This window comes from Martelella limonii (assembly GCF_013344475.1).
Taxonomy (GTDB): Bacteria; Pseudomonadota; Alphaproteobacteria; order Rhizobiales; family Rhizobiaceae; genus Martelella; species Martelella limonii.
Window position 1 is genome coordinate 246,881 of record NZ_JABUOU010000001.1, and the last position, 18,022, is coordinate 264,902.

Sequence of the window (18,022 nt, forward strand, 5' to 3'; positions counted from 1 at the left end):
AGCCTTGCTTGACCAACCCGGCACTTCAGTTGCGCGCAGTCGCCCAGGAATACGGGCAGGGCGATTCGGTTCTGCAGGTTCTAAAAGGTGCGTCGCTCACCCTCATGCCCGGTGAGATGGTGGCGCTTGTCGCACCCTCCGGCACCGGCAAGTCCACGCTGCTGCAGATCGCGGGCCTGCTTGAAAAGCCGACCTCCGGCGAGGTGATTCTCGGCGGACGCGAGGCAAGCGCTCTGTCCGATGACGAGCGCACGGCTCTGAGGCGCAATGATATCGGTTTCGTCTACCAGTTCCATCATCTGCTGCCGGAGTTCTCGGCGCGTGAAAACATCATGCTGCCCCAGCTGATAGCCGGATTGCCGCGCGATGAAGCAGGCAGCCGGGCCGACGACATGCTGGACTATCTGCGCATCGCCCACCGGGCCGAGCATCGCCCGGCGGAACTTTCGGGCGGCGAGCAGCAGCGTGTTGCGATTGCGCGCGCCGTTGCCAACGCCCCGCGGCTGTTGCTCGCCGACGAGCCCACCGGCAATCTCGATCCACAGACCGCTTCCTATGTGTTCGAGGCGCTGGAGGCGCTGGTGCGCCAGTCGGGTCTTTCCGCGCTGATCGCCACCCACAATCTCGAGCTCGCCGCCCGCATGGACCGCCAGGTCACGCTCAGGGACGGCCAGGTTGTGCCCCGCGAGGCTTGAGCGCCAAGGCCCTGAAATCCTGACCGATCTTCGTAAGCCGCAATCGGTGGCTTCAAGGCCATTGTGTGTGATGATGCGCACGGATGAACGCTTGCCGCCTTGGGAAGGCTTGAGCCCGCCTTTGAAAAGGGCTGCGGCCTAGGAAAAATTTCCTTGCCCGGCCGTGCCCCGCATGGCCGCCAAGCCCTTGCCTTGTATCGCTTTTCATCTTCCGGTCCGAGATGTCGCCATCATATTCAGAGGGCACGCGTAATTTTGCTTGCATTATAGGAATATTATCCTATAAACAGAATACAACCATAAGGCGAGGCTCCGGCGAGCGACGTTTTATGCAGTTGTTCGGCGCAAGCCGATCGCAGCTTGCTTTCGTTAATATATTTTCGATTGATTTACGTGTCCTGAATACATGCTGCTTTCATCGCGTTCTAAGAGATGTATAAAACTATTTTTATTTACGAGTAATGATCATTTCAGTTTCTTGTTTACATGTTTTTCATGTAAATATTTGTTCTGAAAGGTATGTTTACTGTTATTATTCTATAGCTATAATTGTAAAAAATCTGAGTGCTCGGAGAGGTTGGACATTTTAGGATACAGGAGAAGGTGGACATGAACCGACATGATATGGACAGCAGCGATCACAAGATGAGCAGGTCGGAGGACGAGCGTGCGGCCTGGAACCGCTACATGCGCAATTTCAGGCGCAGCTTCAAGGACCGTGGCTTGACCAGTCTTTCCACGGTGATCACAACGGAACATTCTGATTTCATTGACCGTTACGGGCGTGAGAAGGAATGCCAGTCGAAGCGCGAGGCGCTGATGATGATCATCGAGGACGTCAAGGCGCGCTATGATGACGAAAAGGACGCTTGAGCCGTCAATGCTGTCCGGGGCATTCCTCTGATGCATGAAAGCGTCTTCAGGTGAAGTCCGGGGCTCTGCCCTGTCTTGGTCGCCATTTGCTCTCAATGGTTGTGTTTTTTGATTGCGGCTAGCGCGGTCGTACTTTGCTTTTATCGCCGTCGCGGTTTGATGATGTGGACCTGCGACGGCCGCTTGCATCAGGGCGGCGCTTGGCCTAAGACGCTGGCGCAGGTCCGCATCTTCTGGCGGCACCTGCCTCGTGCGCGTGTGGCGGAATTGGTAGACGCAGCAGGTTTAGGTCCTGCCGCCGCAAGGTGTGGGGGTTCGAGTCCCTCCACGCGCACCATTGGATCGTTGTAGCGTGACGCGCGGTTGTAGCGTGACGCGCGGTTTTGCAATTTTGACTGTAGCGTGACGCGCGGTTTTGCAATTTTGACAGCTGGTTTTGCAGCAATCTAATTTTCCATTAGCCTTGGATCGCATACTTTCTCTCGCCCTAAGCGATTTCCAACCCGATCTCAAAAAAGAGCCGCCCAGGTTTTTCCGGGGCGGCTCTCGCAATTTGTTACGACTTCATTCGTCGTCGTTTTTTAGAAGCTCATAGGCTCCGTAAAGTCGTAACGCCACTTCAGAATGTCCGAGATAAATGGAAACGTGCAGAACGGAATCGATTGCGCTTGCTAGCCATTGATCGTCGGGCTCCTTGAGGATCACCTCGCGGTCGTCAATAATTCTCACCGGATTAATCGCCATGATCGGTCTCCTGCCTGATGCTGCAGAAGTTTGGGTTCTCCGTAAAAAACAAACGATCCGGAAAATCCCAGGCGAGAACGATCTTATTGGTCTGTTTCAAGCTAACCTCCCTGAAAGGATTGAGCATGCCCCTGACCCGTTTTTTTTATTTTTGACTTTTTTCTAATCTGGCTTCACGACTGAATATTACATGAAATTCGGGGTCTACAGAACCCTTACTTTTAAGGTAGAATTAGTCATTCGCTGCATTTGGAGGAACGGGATTATATTTGCGGACCCGTTTTCTCCCACGCTGCAGCATCTCGACTTCTGTGCGGGCGCTATCGATGAGCACGTACAGTAGGTTGGCTTCGTTCGATGCATCCTCCGCAAGCGTCTGTGCCTTCGTCAGCAACTGTTCGATTTCCCGGTATCGGCCTTCATCGTCCATTTTTAATTCCCCCATGTAGGCAAGCTTAGTTATGGCAAGCAAAATGGGCTGCGCAATTGGTATCTTGCGCTCCCATTGTAGAAATCGAGGAGACGCTTCGTTGTCACGCGCACTCTGGGTTGGCCGGAAGCACAAGTCCAAAAGTGGTTGACGTTTTCGGTCTGAATCATACATCAGATCGCTGCGGCAAGGCAGAAACAATTCCAGGGGTGAACCAGGAGTTCGCCATGTCGCGAAAGGACTACATCGACTGCTCGACCATCGGCGTTGACCGCCAGCATCATAGCTTCTTTGCCACGTGCTGGCCCTGCAAGCGCATCGGCGTGCCGGTAAATCTTGACCATCTCCCTCCCGAAAAGCTCTCTGAACGCCTCAATGCCAGATGCATGCAGTGTGGCCGTCTTGGGGAGTGGATACGTTTACCAACTTGCACCCGATCAATGCGCCCCCGGTAGGACCTCCACGCGGATGTGCCCGCCCCATACGGGGCGGGCTTCGCGCATTCAATCCAGCGGCACCACCCGATGGATAGCCCGTGCCGCGGCTAGCAGCGAGGCGAGGCGCTCGATCGTGGCGTCGACCGGGGCGAGGGCGCCGATGGCGCTGTTGCGGCGGCCCTGGCCGATGTCCTCGGCCGCGAGGTCGATCTGGTTCATGATGTCCTCGGCGTCGCGCTGCATGGCCTTGATGATCTGGGTGATGGCGATCTTGTTATCACTCATGTCGGTCTCCTTTGTTGATGACCGACCATCGCTCTCGTGGCGGCCGAAGACGAGCAATGGCAGTGCTCCCTTCGGCCGCACGTGAATCCGTTTTGCGCGCAACCGCCTCACTCGGCCGCCACGCGCAAAGTCTTTGCTGGCGTGACAATGACTTCCTTCACCGCCTTCCCATTTCCGTCCCCGATCGAATAGGTGCAATCCACTTCCTCGATATTGAACCGTGAGAAGGTTTCGAAGACGCCTTGAACGGCGTTTAAGGACAGGATGAAGGTGCCTTGAAGGCCGGTTAAAGCCTCCGCCATCGCCTCAAAATCCGCCCGGCCGAAGACGCCGGCGCCATAGTCGGCCTCGTTCCCCCAATAGGGCGGGTCGAGATAGAACAGCATGCCCGGTCGGTCATAGCGGCGGATGAAGTCCTGCCAGGGCAGGCATTCGATGACGACGCCGGAAAGGCGCTCGTGGATGTCCTCCAGCGTCGAGGCGAGCTTGACCAGGTTGAAGCGCGCGCCGGTGGTCTTGCTGACGCCGAAGGTGCGGCCCGCCACCTTGCCGCCGAAGGCGAGGCGCTGAAGGTAGAGGAAGCGGGCGGCGCGTTCGAGATCGGTCAGCGTCGCGGGGTCGGTCTTCATCAGCCGCTCGAACTCCCGCCTCCCGGAGATCTGAAAGCGGAGCGTATCCATGAACTGCGGAAAGTGCCGCTGCAGGATGCGGAAGAAATTGGCGACATCGCCGCTGATATCGTTGATCACCTCCGTCTTCGGCTGGCGATCGCGGCGCAGAAACACGCCGCCCATCCCGACGAAAGGCTCGGCGTAGCCGCTGTGCTCGATCGCGTTGATCCTGGCGATCACCGTCTTCGAAAGGATGCGCTTGCCGCCGATATAACCGGCGGCGGGAACGGCCGGAGAGACCGGGCGCTGATTTACCATTTCAAATATCTCACGACTCAGCCACAAAGCGCATGCCCTTCGGGGTGCGGGTGTGGCGGTTATCGTATGTTGCTGCCCGGCGGGTTCGGTCGCCAAACTTGACCCCGCCGCGCCATGGCCGTGAGGCCATGGCCACCTGCCAGTTTCAGCAGCTCAAGGAGCGGCTGACTTTTCGCTTTCCGGCTCCAGCAGGCCAGTCTCCGGATCTGCGTTCGAAAGGCTTCTGATGACCGGGTCATTGCGATCGGCAACCACGTGCCAACTCACGAGATCGCAACATGCCTCATCTTCGGCAACGATCTCGAATGTCCCGTCCTCGATTGGACCTGGCCGCAAGCGAGCAAATCCCTCCTGGTTCTGCAGCGCGGTGACGATCGTGTTCTGCGTCAGCGCCGCCCAAGTTCCGGCGGTTAGATTGCTGGCCGCATCGATGTCGACCGTGACGCGACCGCCCTTAAGACGTGCAACGCCCCAAGCCTCGACGCCGTAATGCGGGCTTTCGGTGGAGGCGAATGTCAGATCGCGGTTGGAGGGATCGAGCGGGTGATCGATGACGAAGTTCTTCGAGGCGCCGTTGATTGCGCCTGGCACCCAAAGCGATCCGTCGGAGCGAAACTCCAGCCTGCGACCATCATTGCCAAAATTGAGGTCCCAGAACATTGAGTAATAATAGCCCTGCCGTTCCTGCGCCCGCCAAATTGCACTGAGTGCGCCGGAGCTATCGCTCTGACGCAATACGACAGCTCTTGTGAGAACATAGCCGGGTATTGTTTCAGAGCCTTTGACGTTCACTGTTTGCGTCATTAGCGGATCAGACCGGTCGACCGGAGTGTACCCCAGATTTGCCTGTGCGCCGATCGTTGCGCGCGCTGTGGCGGCATCGGCATCGTCCAGCAAGGTCTTGGCGAAGTTCGTCACGCCAAGTGTCGACAAGGCCGTTGAGCTGTTCTGGTCGTCGAGCAGGCTGCGGGCAAAGGCGGACAGAACTGTCAGAGCCGCCGTTCCCGAGCCATTGTAATAAGCCAGTCGGTCGGCTTGCGGTGTAAGGCCTGCAAGTGCCGAAAGCGAGGCGTTGTCGAGCCGCTGGATATAGGTTGCCAGCGCCTCTGCATTGGCGATCATCTGAGTGGCGTCATCCTGCCGCTGCAGGGCATAAGGGTATGTGCCACTGGCGCCCACCCATGCCGTTGCCGCCGTGATCTTGGTCTGGCTGTCAACCGATGCGATCGGCAGCGGATTTCCGGCCGCTTGGGGGAATATCACGCCTCCGACGATCAGAGCCGTAGTCCAACCTGTTCCGGTTCCGGTAACGGACTTCGAGCCATTGGTGAGCGTGATGGTGCCTGTAGTGTAGTTCATGGCTGCGGTATCCCGAAAATGTAGTAGCGGATGCCCACGATCGGGCTTTCGTCATAGGTCTGCGACAGCCGGTTGGCGCTGTAGGCCTGGGCATCGGCGTAGTAGTTGCGCACCGGCGCGCCGCGAAAGGTGAAGAAGCGGGCTTCAGAACCCGTCAGGCGGCAATAGCTGGTATCGCCCGCCGTGCCCCCGAAGGAACCGATGCCGTTGGTGTAGAGGATCTTCGAGTAAGGCTCGCGCACCGCAGATGAATAGCTGTGCTCGCTCGAACTGTGGGCGCCATGCTCGGTCATGTACTTGACGAAGGGCCATGCGCCGCCGGCATCGAAGGCGACCGGCCATTGCTGGGCGCCATCGGCCGTGATCGGGATATAGCCTTCTCTGATGATCCGCACCGCCGGCCAGCGGCTGTCGAGGATGATATCGGCAAAGCTCGGGTTCGGCCCGCATCCCGGCCTCAGAAACTGCGTCACATTGCGCACGCCATCATGGAGATGGCGCAGCACATCATTGGCGCCATAGGTCGGCCCCGCGCCATTCTTCGAATAGATCATGAACCGCGCCCGGCAGGCGCCATAGGGGTTGTCGAAGATCAGCTGCCCGTTGGCGAGCCAGTACTCCGCCCCAAGCGAGGCATTGCCGCCGATCAGCGGGGAGATCGGATAGTAGATCTCGCCGCCGGCATAGAAATGAACGTCGATCAGGCAATCATCGGGAATGGCTCCGACATTTATCCAACTGATGCCGGTGGGCACTGCGACGTCATTGGCCGCCACCACCTTGATTGGCAGAATGGCGCTGTCGAAGGCAAGCTGTGTCTCAGTTGCCGCCCAGACGTCATAGCCGGGCTTTGCCACCCGGCAGGTCGTAGAATCGATGAAGATCGACGTCTGCCCGCTGACGGGGGCGCGCGGCGGATCGAGAATGGGATCGGCATTGCCAGGCAGGTCCCAGACCTCCAGCACCATGTTGCTTTCCGGGCTGCCATTGCTCGCATAGTTCGGCTGAGCCGTGGTGCCATAGCCGACATAGCCGACATCGTTGAAAGCAAAATTGTTGTAGTTCGCATACCATGGATCCGACCATGCGCCGGACGAGGCAAAGTAGCCGCTGCGGCTCTCAAAGCCGAAGGGTTGCTGCACCACCTTGCCGGAATAGCGTCCGGAAAAGGTCTTCCGCTTCTGCTGGAACACCGGCTGGCTGTAGTGCAGGCCAGCGAAATAGGAATTGCGGAACCAGTAGCTCGTCGTCGAAGGTTTCGAGATCAGAAGCTGGTAATTGTTCTTGTTCGTGCCAGCCGGGAAATATTGCGAGAGCGGCGCATTGCCCGCATCGCTGATCGTCACCGCACCCCAGTAGCGGATCGGATCGAACTTCGAATTGTAAAGAAAAGCGCCATAGACGGTGTCCGGCGTCGTCGCCGGGTCATGGCTGTCGATCGAAATCTTAACCGACGGAACGCCTTCATAGTCGATCCCGATAAAGGTCTGGCTCATGAGCGGACGATGATCCTCCCGGCATTGAGGTCAATTGTCATCTTGCCGTTGAGGCTTGCCATCGTTCCGGCGTTGATGGTCCCGATATTGGCGACGTTGAGCTTTAGTTGTCCGCCTTCAAACAGCAGCGGTCGCTGGCCATTGTTGAGCACCACGAACTGATCGGCATTGATGGCAAAGCGCGAGCGCTGAACGCCGCCTTCGGTGTAGATCTCAAGATAGAAGCCGCTCTCGTGGAAGCCGCCGTTTGCGCCTGCCTTCAAGAGAACCGAAAAGCGCGCATTCACGCCCGCCGGCGCCGCCGTTGCCGCAAACCGCACCTGGCCTGCCGCGAAGCTGTCATTCAGCAGCGCATTGACCATGCTGGTCTCTTGTGCGAGCGCGGCGTCCGCCGTCACGCGCGCCTCGCTTTCACTGACAATAGCCGCGGAGATGTTGCCGATCTCCGCGCCGACAAGATTAATCGTTTGCGCCAGGGCTTCGTCCCCGGTCGCGCGGACAAGCTGTTCCTCTCTGATCAAGGCCAGCGCATCGCCTGACTGCTGGCGCAATTCCTGCCGGTCCAAAAGGCCGACCGAACCTTCGAGCGAGACTGCAACAGCAAGCTCCGAAAGTCGCTGACCGTAAAGATTGAATTCCGCCTGCAGCTCCTCGAACCGATTGCGCACGTCCTCGCCCACAGTGTCGAGACGGACGAGCAGATCGAGGGCGACGTCGGGCGTTTCGACCGCAAGCCAATCCGACCATTCCTGATTGCGCACCATGTCGGATACGAAGCGGCCGCGCGCCTCTACCCATGTCCGCGATGGCAGCGGTCCGATCAGCCATGCAAAGGGTTCCTCATAGGCGGTCATGTGGCCGGAGAAGAGCACCTGTCCGGTGTCGCGCACCCGCACCTGAACGACCACAGCCGTCACGCCGTCAATGCCTGCGCCGCAGGACACCCGGATCGCCGCAAGCCGTCCGATGCCATTGCCGTCATCCATGGTGGCAGGTGTGACCTGCCAGCCCTTCATGACCTGCACCGGCGCTGCGCCGCGCCCGAGCAGTCCCGTCGTCGGCGGGATCACGATCGCCGGCGGATCATAGTCGCCGGGATCGATCTCCTTGATCGTGACCTGGCTCAAAGAGCCCGCAAGCCGTGTCAGCGTCACGATCTGGAAAGCCTTGTCGCCGTAATTGTTGCGCTGGCTCGTCCAGGCAATGACGTCGCCGGCTTCGAGCAGGCGCGAGGCCGGCGGCAGCACCAGCGTGTGGATGCGCATCCGCCTTCCGTCCTCGATCATCGTCTTCTGCAGATGCTGGACCTGTTCCGACCACGGCACGGCGATGAAGGTGACGGCCTCGGCAAGGCTGCGGCCATCGGCGCGCACGGCGTCCTCAAGCGCAAACTCCGGCGCGTCCTTGCGTGCCCATTTGTCGCCCGGTTCTGGATAGGAGGCGGAGATCGTGTTGTGCGTATCGGAAAGCGACGGCCAGGGATCGAGCTCTTGCGGCTTGGTGACAATGACATCGGCGTCGGTGAAGGCATAGACGGCAGCGCCCGGCGCTCCGACGGCAAGCTTGAGCACGCCGCCGCCTTCGACGAACACGCCGTTGCAGGCAAGGCGGAACTGTTCAAGCACGTCCAGCGGCTCGGCGTTGACGTCGATCTCCAGCCCTGCGCGGTATTGCGGCTGACCACGGAAGGAAAGGTCGCACTCATTGGCGGCCGCCATCCATTCGGAGGCCGGAAGCCGGAGTGCCTCGACGCCTTGTCCGCCATAAAGCCATTTGCCATCGGCCTTCATGCCGCGCGCGATGTTATAGGCGATCACGACCGGATTAAGTGTCGGCTCCCACGTGGCGGGATTGTCGAAACGCTGCGGTCCGGAACCGCCGGCAGTGCTGTCGCGGCGAAGGTCGTAGAGGGGAAGCGGAGGCGGCTCGACGAGTACGGCCGGGTTGCCGGAATAGAGATCGTCATTCTTGCGAAAGGTCACGATCACGGCCTGCTTGTCGCGCCCGATCATGGTCGGCCGGTAGGGCTTTTCGGCGCCGGCGAATTTCGCGATCAGGAAGGCGTCGGCCTCAGTCTGGCTGCCGTCGAGATAACGCACCCAGGCATAATCCTTGCCGTCCTTGCGAAACTCCTGAACCGGAAAGCCGCGTCCGTCGGGTGCGGGCTGAGCGTAGAGGATCGTGCAGGCTTCGTTGTCGATCCAGAGCTTTGCGAGCGCCTGGCTACCGGCGCGCGACGGCAGCGCGCCGATCTCGATCACCTTGGTGAGATAGGCGTTTGGCGTTTCGCCATCATTGCCCCATGTACCCCAATATTTGAGCTTGCCGGCGGTCGCATAGCGGCCGGCGACGAGCGAAAGCGGCTTGTCGTCGCCGGTTTCGATCGAGAGCTTCACGCCGAAGCTCTGCTGGCCCGCCTTGTTCTTTCCCGCAAAGGCGCGCTGGATAAGGTTTGTGACTGCACCGAAGGCGACATTGACGAGCACGCCGCCGATCCAGCTCGACGCCGCAAAGGCGCCGACAGCCTGAAAGATGCCGACCACTGCGCCGAAAATTGGAGCGGCATGCGCTTCGGTCGCAGAAAGCGTCAGAAAGGTAATGAGGGTAAGAAGGGTTCGAACGCGCATCAGCCCACCTTGAAGGATGTCTGAGCGGCAAGAAGAGGCATCGTGCCCGTACCGGTTTGTCGCAGTACCAGGACGCGCGCGCCGATCACCACGCCAAGCCCGCCTCCGAGCGGGTTGTCTTCCGCAATGAAGGCGATGTCGCCAATCCGGGCCATGGCGATCGGGCCCTCGGGCAGCATGGAGCGCATCAGGTCGGCGAGGGTCTCGTGGCCGAGATCGGTAAGCAGTGCGCGGGCGCTCGCCTCATTGTGATAGCGGCTGCGGAGCGGCGTTGCCGGATCGGTTCCGGTCATCGCCTTGATGGCGCCGGCAACAAGGGCTGTGAAGCAGTCATTCTCGCCCCAATTGAACTCCATTGTCTTGAGACCGGAGGCGAATGCGAACAGCCTCGGCCGCCAGTCGGCATAGCGCTGAAGATCGAGCATCGTCATTCTCCCTTCTGTCCCCACCAGATTGTCCAGTCGCCAGCGGTCGAGGCGTAGAGCGACCACTCGTCGCCTGCCGCATGGGCCTTCTGATCCTCGTAGGAGCTCTTGCGCGGATTGATCCTGGTCAGCATCGACATCAGGTCGGGCACGCAGGTAAGCGCGATCGCGCCATCTTCGCCGGCTGCCGGCGTTGTCAGCGGCGCCTTGTCGACCTCGCCGACGAAATCGAGCAGTGAGCCGATCATCGCCCCGGTGGCGGGATCGAGGTAGAGCGTATGGACTTCGACGCGGGCAAGTCGGATATCGAGCGTCCTGAGCAGCGCCTGGGCAATATCGGCGATCTGCGAAAGGCGGATCGTCAAAGGGCGGATCGTCATATCGGTGGCGCAGACGATGTTGCCGACATCGATCAGCGTGCCGCCGCCGTAATAGCCGCGGGTCTCGTCATTGCCGGTCAGTCCGGAGACGACGGTGATCGCAAGGTCCTCGTCGCCCGACCAGACCCCGAGGCCGGTGACGACACCGGTCTGCCGATCGCGCGCGTGAACATAGACGAGCTTGCGCTCTGAAAGCCCGTCGTCGGCCGCGTTTTCGAGGGCCGATATGATCGCGCTGCTGGCATAGATCATGACGCCTTCCTTTTCTCGATGATCTCGATCCGCGCGCCGCGCGTGATCGCCGACGAGGCCTCGCCTGGCTTGTGGCCGGCTGGAACGACGATTGCCGGAAAGGCAGGGCGGATCAGGGTGACGACGGCGTTGGTGGTGAGCGAGAAGGGCAGCATCGGATAGACCGGAAGATCGAGCGCGCCGCCGGCGGTGGCCGAAACGGAAGTGCGAACCTCGTGATAGGAAATCCGGCCGCCACCGGTGAACTGGATCTTGTCGCCGAGTGTCATGGTGTAGCCGGCCGGAAAGCCGTAGAGCAGCGCAACTGCGTGATTGGCGCCGATCGTTCTGAGCTTGATGGTTTTGCCGGCAAGCGCGGCGCCCCTGAAATCTGCCTGCGGCCAGAGCGATGTCGGATCTGCGACCATGAAGGCATCGCGCACGCCGCCAAGCGAGCGGATCAAGGCGGCTGCCTGTTTCAGTTCGTTGTTGCGCCCGTCACCCAGCGTGATGATCGCGGACCAGAGTGGCGGCGCGAGTTCGGCGCCGATCACCGCGCCAGAGCCCTGACCGGACAATTCATCATTGCGCTTGATGTCGATCGCGAAGCCCGCGATCGGCAACCGGTCGAAAATGGCGGCAAGCGAGTGGATCATCAGCGCCACCTCGGCCGGTCGACGGCTGCTGCAACCTTGTCGTTGAAGTGCGCATCATATTCCTCAAGCGCCTGCTTCATGCCTGCATAAGCGGACTGGCGGGCCTTGTCCTCGATCGCGCGGTCACCCTGAGCACCTTCGAGCGAGATGCTGATTGCGATCGAAGGGCGCGCTGACGGTCCGGCGTTGTCGTTGCGTGCGGGCATGGAAAACGGAAGGCTTTCGACAACGCCACCCGATGCATAGCCGCGCCTACCAAGCCGCATGGCCTCGACGACCTGGACGCCGCCGGCGCGGGCAATGTCTAGCTGTGACCAGACGACCTCGCCCTTGTGGACGACGCCGGCTGGTTCATGAACGCCGCCCGGACCGGTATAGCCGCCACCATCGTAAAGCCCGGCCCAGATACCGGCAGCGACGTTGCTCTGGGCGATCTGCAGCTGTGATTTCTGACCGCCGCCGAATAGCGAGGTGAGTGAGGAGAACAGGCCGCCGCCCGTTCCGCCCGAAGGCTGGTATGAAGAGAGCAGACCGCCGAATTGATTGAGGCCGTTTCCAAGCGTGCCGAGTCCATCGGTGGCAAGTCCGGTCGTATCCGTCAGCTGCGAAAGCGCGGTGTTGAACTTCTGGACATAGCTTGTGCCCGTCGTTCCCAGAATGTCGGCCGCCGAACCACCTGTTGCAAGCGGCCGGCCGGTGAACCATGTGCTCGCCGCATCATTGGCATTGCCATAACGCGACAGGTAGCCGCCGAAGATCTTATCGAACACGGCGTCCTGCGCTTTCGGGCTGGACAGAAAGGCCGATGGCGACATGGCGTATCCGAGGGTCTGCTCGGTCCATGGCCCGACATTGGCGCCCATCACCTGATAGCGTCCATAGGCGCGATCGCCCGACGCGGTGACCGGACCGAGCGCGCCATATCGCCCGCCGCTCTCGATTGCCGCGATCGCATCGCGGTAGAGGGACATCGGCTTGTTGTCATTGGAGGCGCCTGCGAACAATCCGCCAAGCCCGGCCATGCCGGAGGCGCTCCCGCCATTGACGATCACGGTCGCCGCCTGGACATTCATCGCGCCGATGTTCTGACCGGAAAAAGCCGACATGAGTCCGCCTGCGGGCCGGTTCATGATGTCGGCAAGCGTGCCGTAATTGGTGCCGAGCAGCGCATTTTTCGCCGGGTTGTTGAGCGTCAGATCCATCAGGCTTTGACCGAGAGAAGATGTCACATTGCCGAGGATCGAGCCGAAATCGCCTTTCCTCAGATCGTCAAAGCTGAGAACCGCATCTAGTGCGCTCTCGCCGACCGAGCGGACTTCGCCCCAAACATCGCGCATGCGTTCCAGCGCGCTGGTCTCGTCGGCGAGAATGCGGACGTTTTCAACGCGCTGGCGCGCCTCTTCGCTGCCAAGTACGACGCCTTCGCGCCGCATGGCCTGCATCTCTTCGAGCACTGCAAGTTCTCGCCTCCGGACGCTTTCGCTTGCACCGAGTAGCGCCACTTCGGCGCGGAGCTGTTCAAGACTTTCGGCGCGGCTGAGCGCGCGGTCTCGGCTTGCCTCGGCGCGTTCGACGGCGCTTGCGATCTCTGCTTCTGCGGCTGCCAACGCCAGCCTCGACTGTGCGACTTCACTATCAAGCGCGATCCCTTCGCGGGTGAGCTGCTGCTGTTCTTCAAGCACGGCGATCGCGCGCCTACGCTCCGCCGATGTCGCGCCGGTCAGCTCAAGTTCTGCCTTGAGGCCTGCGATGCGCTCCTGCCGCGTGCGGATTGCGTCGCGATTGCCTTCCGCCTGGCTTAAAGCGGTCTCGGCATCGGCGATCTTGCGCGCCTGCTCGATACGCGCGGCATATTCCGCATCGTCCGGACCATAGCCTTCCTGCTGCAGCTTCTGCTGTTCCTGCAGCACGGCGAGTTCACGCCGGCGTACCGCTTCGCTTGCGCCGATCAGGCCGATCTGGCGGTCAAGCCGGGCAAGCTCCTGGTCGCCCGAAAGCAGCGCCTGCGCGTTGGCCGCCTTGCGCGCCTCGGCCGCCGCCGCGGCATAGGCCTCCCGCAGTCCGTTGACGATCGCCTCGAGCCTCTGCTTTTCAGCGCCCTCGGCTTCGGCCGCAGCGGCGATCAACGGGCGGAGCTGGAGTTCCTCCTGAAGGATACGGTTTGCCTCTGACGCTGAAACAGTGCCGGCCGCGACCTCGGCATTGAGCCCGGCACGGATCTCGGTCTCGGTGTTGATCTGGCTGATCTGGGCTTGGCCGCCGGCGATCGTGCTCTCAATGACGCGGGCATAGGTGCGAGCGACCTCTGCTTCCGTCTCGGCCTGGCTGATTTCCTGACCCTGCAGCTCGATCCGCTTGCGGCGCGCTTCGATCTCGGCGCGCAGAAGCGGGTTCTTCTCATTGGCGATGCGGATATCGAGCTGGTCGAGTTCGCCGAGCCGTTGCTGCTTGGTGAGAAGCCCGTCGAGCGCGCGCTCCTTGGCTTCCAGCGCCTTGTTGAGCCGGTCGCCTTCGCCGGCATCGATATCGGCAGCCGTCAGGCTGCCAATGCCGCTGCGAAGTGCCGCGATTTGATTGCGATAGGCTTCGATCTGGTTGATCGTCGAAAGCGCCGGCGACGCGTCGGCGACCGTCGAGGCGGCGGTGACCCGCTGGCGCGCCTGCGCCTCGCTCGACTTCTCCTCCTGGGCATTCAGAAGCGACTGGAGCTGACCAATCCGTTCCTCGACTTCCGCGATCTCGGCGTAGACAGGGCGGTCGAGCATCTTCTGGATGTTGTCGCCGAGCAGCCCCGTTCCCGGTTTTGCAAGCTCTGCATAAAGATCGCGCTGCTGCTGCTTCAGCCGTTCGAGCTCGGCTTCCGGAGGGAGCCCGTCGATCCCGCGTGAAATCACGCCGCCGACAAAGCCGAAGGCATTGCTGACGTCCGTGCGCATCGCAGCGAAGGCCCGGCCAAGCGCGGTCGTGGACTGTTCGGCATTGGCGAGCTTGCCCGGCAGGCTGTCGAGGATCAGCGCCTGCGCTTCGACCAGCCGGTTCTGGGCGGCAAGGTTGCGCACCTGGCGCGCCGTGGCCGCATCGATCAGATTATACTGGCGTGACAGCGTGTCAGCCGCCTTGGCTGGATCTGAAAACATCTCCGCAAGCGCGTCGCCCGCCTCTGACGCCGATGCGCCGATCGTCGCTGCAAAGTCGCGGCTGATCCCGATCAGCCCCTCGAAGTTCTCCGAGCCGACCGTGCCGGTCCTCAAAAACGCGGCCTCCATGGAGCGGGCAGCGCCGACCGAGATGCCGGCGGCAGCGGCTCCGGCGCGCGCCGAGGCTTCCATCTCCGACGCCGTGCCTGCGACCGCCCGCCCGAGCCCGCTTGCAGCCGTCTCGACCGCCTTGGTTGAGGACAGATAGGAGCCGTAGGCCACAGCGCCGATCCCGACCGCAGCGGTCAGCCCGCCAATGCCAAGCGTGACCGGATTGATCAGCCGCGTCAGTCCGCCAAGGATCGACCCGAAATCCTTCAGCGCCATGTTGACGCCGCCCTGACCGGCATAGAGCTGGACGATCTGCGGTCCCTGCTGGGCAAAGATCATAGCCGGGTTCATGCCCATGGCTGCCGTTTGACCGATATCGAAGAGCTGATAGGTGAGGTTCTGCCTGCGAAAGCGCGCGCCATTGTCGTTGAGGCCTTCGCGGCCGAGCGGGTTTCGCCCCTTGATCGCGTCGATCGTCGAAAGCGTTGCCTGGCGCTGGCGGCTGATCGCCGCGGTCATTTCGTCGGTCGAGATCGCGCCAAGAAGCTGCGCCTCGCGGATCTCCGCAATCTCCTGCCGGTAGCGGGTGATGGCGGCAAACAGCGGATTGTACTTCGCGCGCTGCCGATCGAGCTCGGCGCCGAAGGCCGCGATATCGGCGCCGCGATCGGGAACGATCGTGACGCTGCCGACGAGGGCTTCGGTGGCTCTCTTCCGTGCAAGGGCCGATCGGTCGGCAGCAGCGGAAACGGCGTCGAGTGCATTGCGCTCCTTGAGCCTGATATCAATCGCCCGGCTTGCGGTGATGACGCCGGCGCGTTCTGCCTCGTCGATCCTTTCGATCGCCTGCAGGTAGCGCTGCTGTGCGGCAAAGAGCGGATCGAACTGGGCCTGAAGCGCATCAAGCTTTGCAGCATAGGCAGCGATGTCGTCTGACGATCGGGCGCGTTCGCCAGTCACGCCGAGTAGCGCGTCGGTCTGCTCCCTGAAGCTGGTATCGACGAAGTGATCATATGCCGCCTGACGCTGGCGGATCGCGTTCACCGCGTTGCGGTTCGCCGTCTCTTCGCGTGCCGTGGCGGCCACCCATTCGTCGATTGAGATCGCGCCGCGCCGGTAGGCCTCATCGATCCGCTCGATCTCGACGGTATGGGTGCGCTCGGCTGCAAAGAGCGGGCTGTAGCTTGCCCGGATATCGTCGAGCTTCATGCCGAAGGCGGCAAGCGAGGTATTGGCGGCGGTCAGGCCGGCGCTCGCGCGGCCGAGGCCGGTGGAAGCCGCGATCACATTCTGCAGGGCCGACGACGCGTCGCCGGCAGCGCCCGACATGATGGTAAAGCCGCGTGCCGCATCACCGCCGAAGGCGACGGCAGCCTTTCCGGTCACCGAGAAGTCGTCGCGCGTCTCGCGCAGTTCGCGCTTCGCCGAGGACGCGTCGGCGGTCAGAAGTATGGAGGCTTTCATCGGCTTTGCCATCATGCGTCTCCATTGAGGACGGCAAGCGCTGCGGCTTCCATTGTCTGCAGATCGGCGAACACCGCGTCGGGCAGCGCCTGGCGACGCATCGTGACGTCAACGGCGCTGTAATCGAGGCCGAGCCAGATCAGGCCGGCCATGCCGGCTGCGACACGCCACTGCGTCTCGACGGCCAGAAAGCCCAGCATGCTGTCGCGATTTGATGCCATGATCTCGATTGCCTCGGCCTTGACTGCGTCGCGCGCGACCTCGACGGTAACGCCCATTTCCTGAAAATCCGCCGCCGTTTCGTCATCGACCGTGACAGGCATGCGGGTGTCCGATTTGCCGACCCGCGCCAGAGCCCAGGCGCGGGCAGCAGCCTTCAGTTTCCCAGGCGGGCTTCTTCGCCGTTCAGGCTTTCGGCGTAGGCCGTATAGATTGCCTGTCGGAACCAGCTCTGATTGATCGCGCGCCGGAAATTGTCCGGCGAGAAGGTCCATGTGTGGCCGTCCTCATCCTCGACGCCGCGCCAGTCCTTGCAGACCTCGAAGAGGTGCTTGCGTTCATGCTCCATGCGCTCGCGCGGCGACGTCAGCTTCGCTGCCGCCTCAAGCCGCTCCATTGCCCTGTCCTGGCTTTCAGCCTCGAACTGGATTTCGAGTTCATAAGTGACGAACTTGCCTGGATTTTCGGTGTCGGGCATGCGGACCTTGACCGGCCACCAGTAGCGATTGCAGTCGAGCAGGACGAATTTCATGGTGCGTTTCCTCGTTTCACGGAGGCTTCAAAGGGCCTTTGAAGACCCTTTGAAGCGGCTTTAGCGGATGGTGATCTTCAGCTCGTCGAGGCCTGCGACCGGGCAGAGGCCGAGCGGCAGCGAATAGTTGACGATGTTGTTGGTCTGGCCCTGCGTGATCTTGCCGATCTCCACGGCGGGTGCCGCGATCTCGACGATGTTGCCGGCGGTCTTGCCGTGGACGAGCGACAGCGCGCCGCGCGTGCGGTTCTTGGCGGCGTCGAACCAGTTGATCTCGGCAAGGCCCTTCGCCTCGACCACTGCCGTGCCGGTCGATGACCGATCAGAGATCGCCACCAGCTCGGCGCCGATCAGGAAGCGCGGCGTGACCGTGTTGCCGAGATCGATCGCAAGGCTTTCGGCGACTGAGGACCAGCCGTGCAGCGACATGGTGGTATTGGCCTTGGAGACCGCAAGCGGCGTGATCCAGCCGGCCTGCGAAGCGGCCGGCATAGCGCCGATGTCCGCGATCGTGCCGATCAGACCTGTCAGGGTGACGGTGAAGTGCGGGATCTGCGACGGCGTGAAGTTCATCTGCAGGGTTCCGCGCGCCCCAAGCAGGACGTGCTTGACCTTGTCCGAGATGAAATAGATCGAGGCGGACTCTTCGCCGTCCTCGATGATCTCGTATTCGACCGAGGTTCCGGCGGTCACGGTCTGGGCAAGCCCGCAGGCGCGCAGGATCGTGTCGTATTTCGGGGCGGTGCCGGCAGCGCCAGATCCGGCGATCTCGATGTCGAACTGCAGCGTTGCGTATTGCCCGGTGATGATCATGCCCTGGTTGCCGAGATAGGGCAGGATCAGGTCGCGGCTGACCTCCTGGCCTTCAAGCGGCGTGAAGGTGACGTTCGAAAACACCATGGCATTGGCAGCGGCTGGTGCTGCGTCGGCGCCATAGGTGGCCTCGATCTTCACCAGCGCAGCCATTTTCTTGTAGCGGCGAACGGCCATTG

Annotated in this window: 16 protein-coding genes and 1 tRNA gene; 3 read left to right on the forward strand and 14 right to left on the reverse strand. The window is 61.5% G+C overall.

All coding sequences use genetic code 11. From position 1 onward, the window contains the following. Positions 1-8 precede the first annotated feature (8 nt). The 3 genes from HPQ62_RS01110 (at position 9) to HPQ62_RS01120 (ending at position 1,905) form a co-directional block, all read left to right on the forward strand. Entirely contained in the window at positions 9-695 is a 687-nt protein-coding gene (locus HPQ62_RS01110; protein ID WP_174800668.1) for an ABC transporter ATP-binding protein, read from the forward strand. 609 nt (positions 696-1,304) lie between these two features. Continuing rightward, on the forward strand, positions 1,305-1,568 hold the full coding sequence (locus HPQ62_RS01115; protein ID WP_174800669.1) for a hypothetical protein: 264 nt from the start codon (positions 1,305-1,307) through the stop codon (positions 1,566-1,568). A 252-nt stretch (positions 1,569-1,820) separates the two neighbouring features. Next, a tRNA-Leu gene (locus HPQ62_RS01120) sits at positions 1,821-1,905 on the forward strand. Positions 1,906-2,132: 227 nt separating this feature from the next. On the opposite strand, the gene HPQ62_RS01125 is transcribed toward HPQ62_RS01120, so the two are convergent. The 14 genes from HPQ62_RS01125 to HPQ62_RS01190 form a co-directional block, all read right to left on the reverse strand. Further along, positions 2,133-2,312 (reverse strand): hypothetical protein, encoded by a 180-nt coding sequence (locus tag HPQ62_RS01125; protein ID WP_174800670.1) that lies wholly within the window; start codon positions 2,310-2,312, stop codon positions 2,133-2,135. Between the two features lie 232 nt (positions 2,313-2,544). Next, a complete protein-coding gene (locus HPQ62_RS01130; RefSeq protein WP_174800671.1) occupies positions 2,545-2,742 on the reverse strand; it encodes a hypothetical protein in 198 nt (65 codons plus the stop codon). Positions 2,743-3,245: 503 nt separating this feature from the next. Next, positions 3,246-3,464 carry a hypothetical protein gene (locus tag HPQ62_RS01135; RefSeq protein WP_018066983.1) on the reverse strand — a complete coding sequence of 73 codons (219 nt, stop codon included), beginning with the start codon at positions 3,462-3,464 and terminating at the stop codon, positions 3,246-3,248. 107 nt (positions 3,465-3,571) lie between these two features. After that, positions 3,572-4,393 carry a DNA adenine methylase gene (locus tag HPQ62_RS01140; RefSeq protein ID WP_174800672.1) on the reverse strand — a complete coding sequence of 274 codons (822 nt, stop codon included), beginning with the start codon at positions 4,391-4,393 and terminating at the stop codon, positions 3,572-3,574. 153 nt (positions 4,394-4,546) lie between these two features. Continuing rightward, the gene (locus tag HPQ62_RS01145) at positions 4,547-5,752 is read right to left on the reverse strand and encodes a hypothetical protein (protein ID WP_174800673.1); all 1,206 of its coding nucleotides are present in this window, start codon (positions 5,750-5,752) and stop codon (positions 4,547-4,549) included. Next, positions 5,749-7,248 (reverse strand): hypothetical protein, encoded by a 1,500-nt coding sequence (locus tag HPQ62_RS01150; protein ID WP_174800674.1) that lies wholly within the window; start codon positions 7,246-7,248, stop codon positions 5,749-5,751. The genes HPQ62_RS01145 and HPQ62_RS01150 overlap by 4 nt, the downstream gene beginning before the upstream one ends. Next, on the reverse strand, positions 7,245-9,875 hold the full coding sequence (locus HPQ62_RS01155; protein WP_174800675.1) for a phage tail protein: 2,631 nt from the start codon (positions 9,873-9,875) through the stop codon (positions 7,245-7,247). The genes HPQ62_RS01150 and HPQ62_RS01155 overlap by 4 nt, the downstream gene beginning before the upstream one ends. Further along, the gene (locus HPQ62_RS01160; RefSeq protein ID WP_174800676.1) at positions 9,875-10,300 is read right to left on the reverse strand and encodes a DUF6950 family protein; all 426 of its coding nucleotides are present in this window, start codon (positions 10,298-10,300) and stop codon (positions 9,875-9,877) included. Before HPQ62_RS01160 ends, HPQ62_RS01155 begins: the two co-directional genes overlap by 1 nt. 2 nt (positions 10,301-10,302) lie before the next feature. Then, positions 10,303-10,932, reverse strand: a complete 630-nt coding sequence (locus tag HPQ62_RS01165; protein ID WP_174800677.1) for a hypothetical protein — start codon at positions 10,930-10,932, stop codon at positions 10,303-10,305. Further along, complete coding sequence (locus HPQ62_RS01170) at positions 10,929-11,567, reverse strand: hypothetical protein (RefSeq protein ID WP_174800678.1); 639 nt, start codon at positions 11,565-11,567, stop codon at positions 10,929-10,931. Before HPQ62_RS01170 ends, HPQ62_RS01165 begins: the two co-directional genes overlap by 4 nt. Further along, complete coding sequence (locus tag HPQ62_RS01175; protein WP_174800679.1) at positions 11,567-16,291, reverse strand: phage tail length tape measure family protein; 4,725 nt, start codon at positions 16,289-16,291, stop codon at positions 11,567-11,569. The genes HPQ62_RS01170 and HPQ62_RS01175 overlap by 1 nt, the downstream gene beginning before the upstream one ends. Next, positions 16,291-16,602 carry a DUF1799 domain-containing protein gene (locus HPQ62_RS01180; RefSeq protein WP_206678026.1) on the reverse strand — a complete coding sequence of 104 codons (312 nt, stop codon included), beginning with the start codon at positions 16,600-16,602 and terminating at the stop codon, positions 16,291-16,293. The genes HPQ62_RS01175 and HPQ62_RS01180 overlap by 1 nt, the downstream gene beginning before the upstream one ends. 53 nt (positions 16,603-16,655) lie before the next feature. Next, positions 16,656-17,030 (reverse strand): hypothetical protein, encoded by a 375-nt coding sequence (locus HPQ62_RS01185; protein ID WP_174800680.1) that lies wholly within the window; start codon positions 17,028-17,030, stop codon positions 16,656-16,658. A gap of 60 nt (positions 17,031-17,090) precedes the next feature. Then, positions 17,091-18,020, reverse strand: a complete 930-nt coding sequence (locus HPQ62_RS01190) for a phage tail tube protein (protein ID WP_174800681.1) — start codon at positions 18,018-18,020, stop codon at positions 17,091-17,093. Positions 18,021-18,022 lie beyond the last annotated feature (2 nt).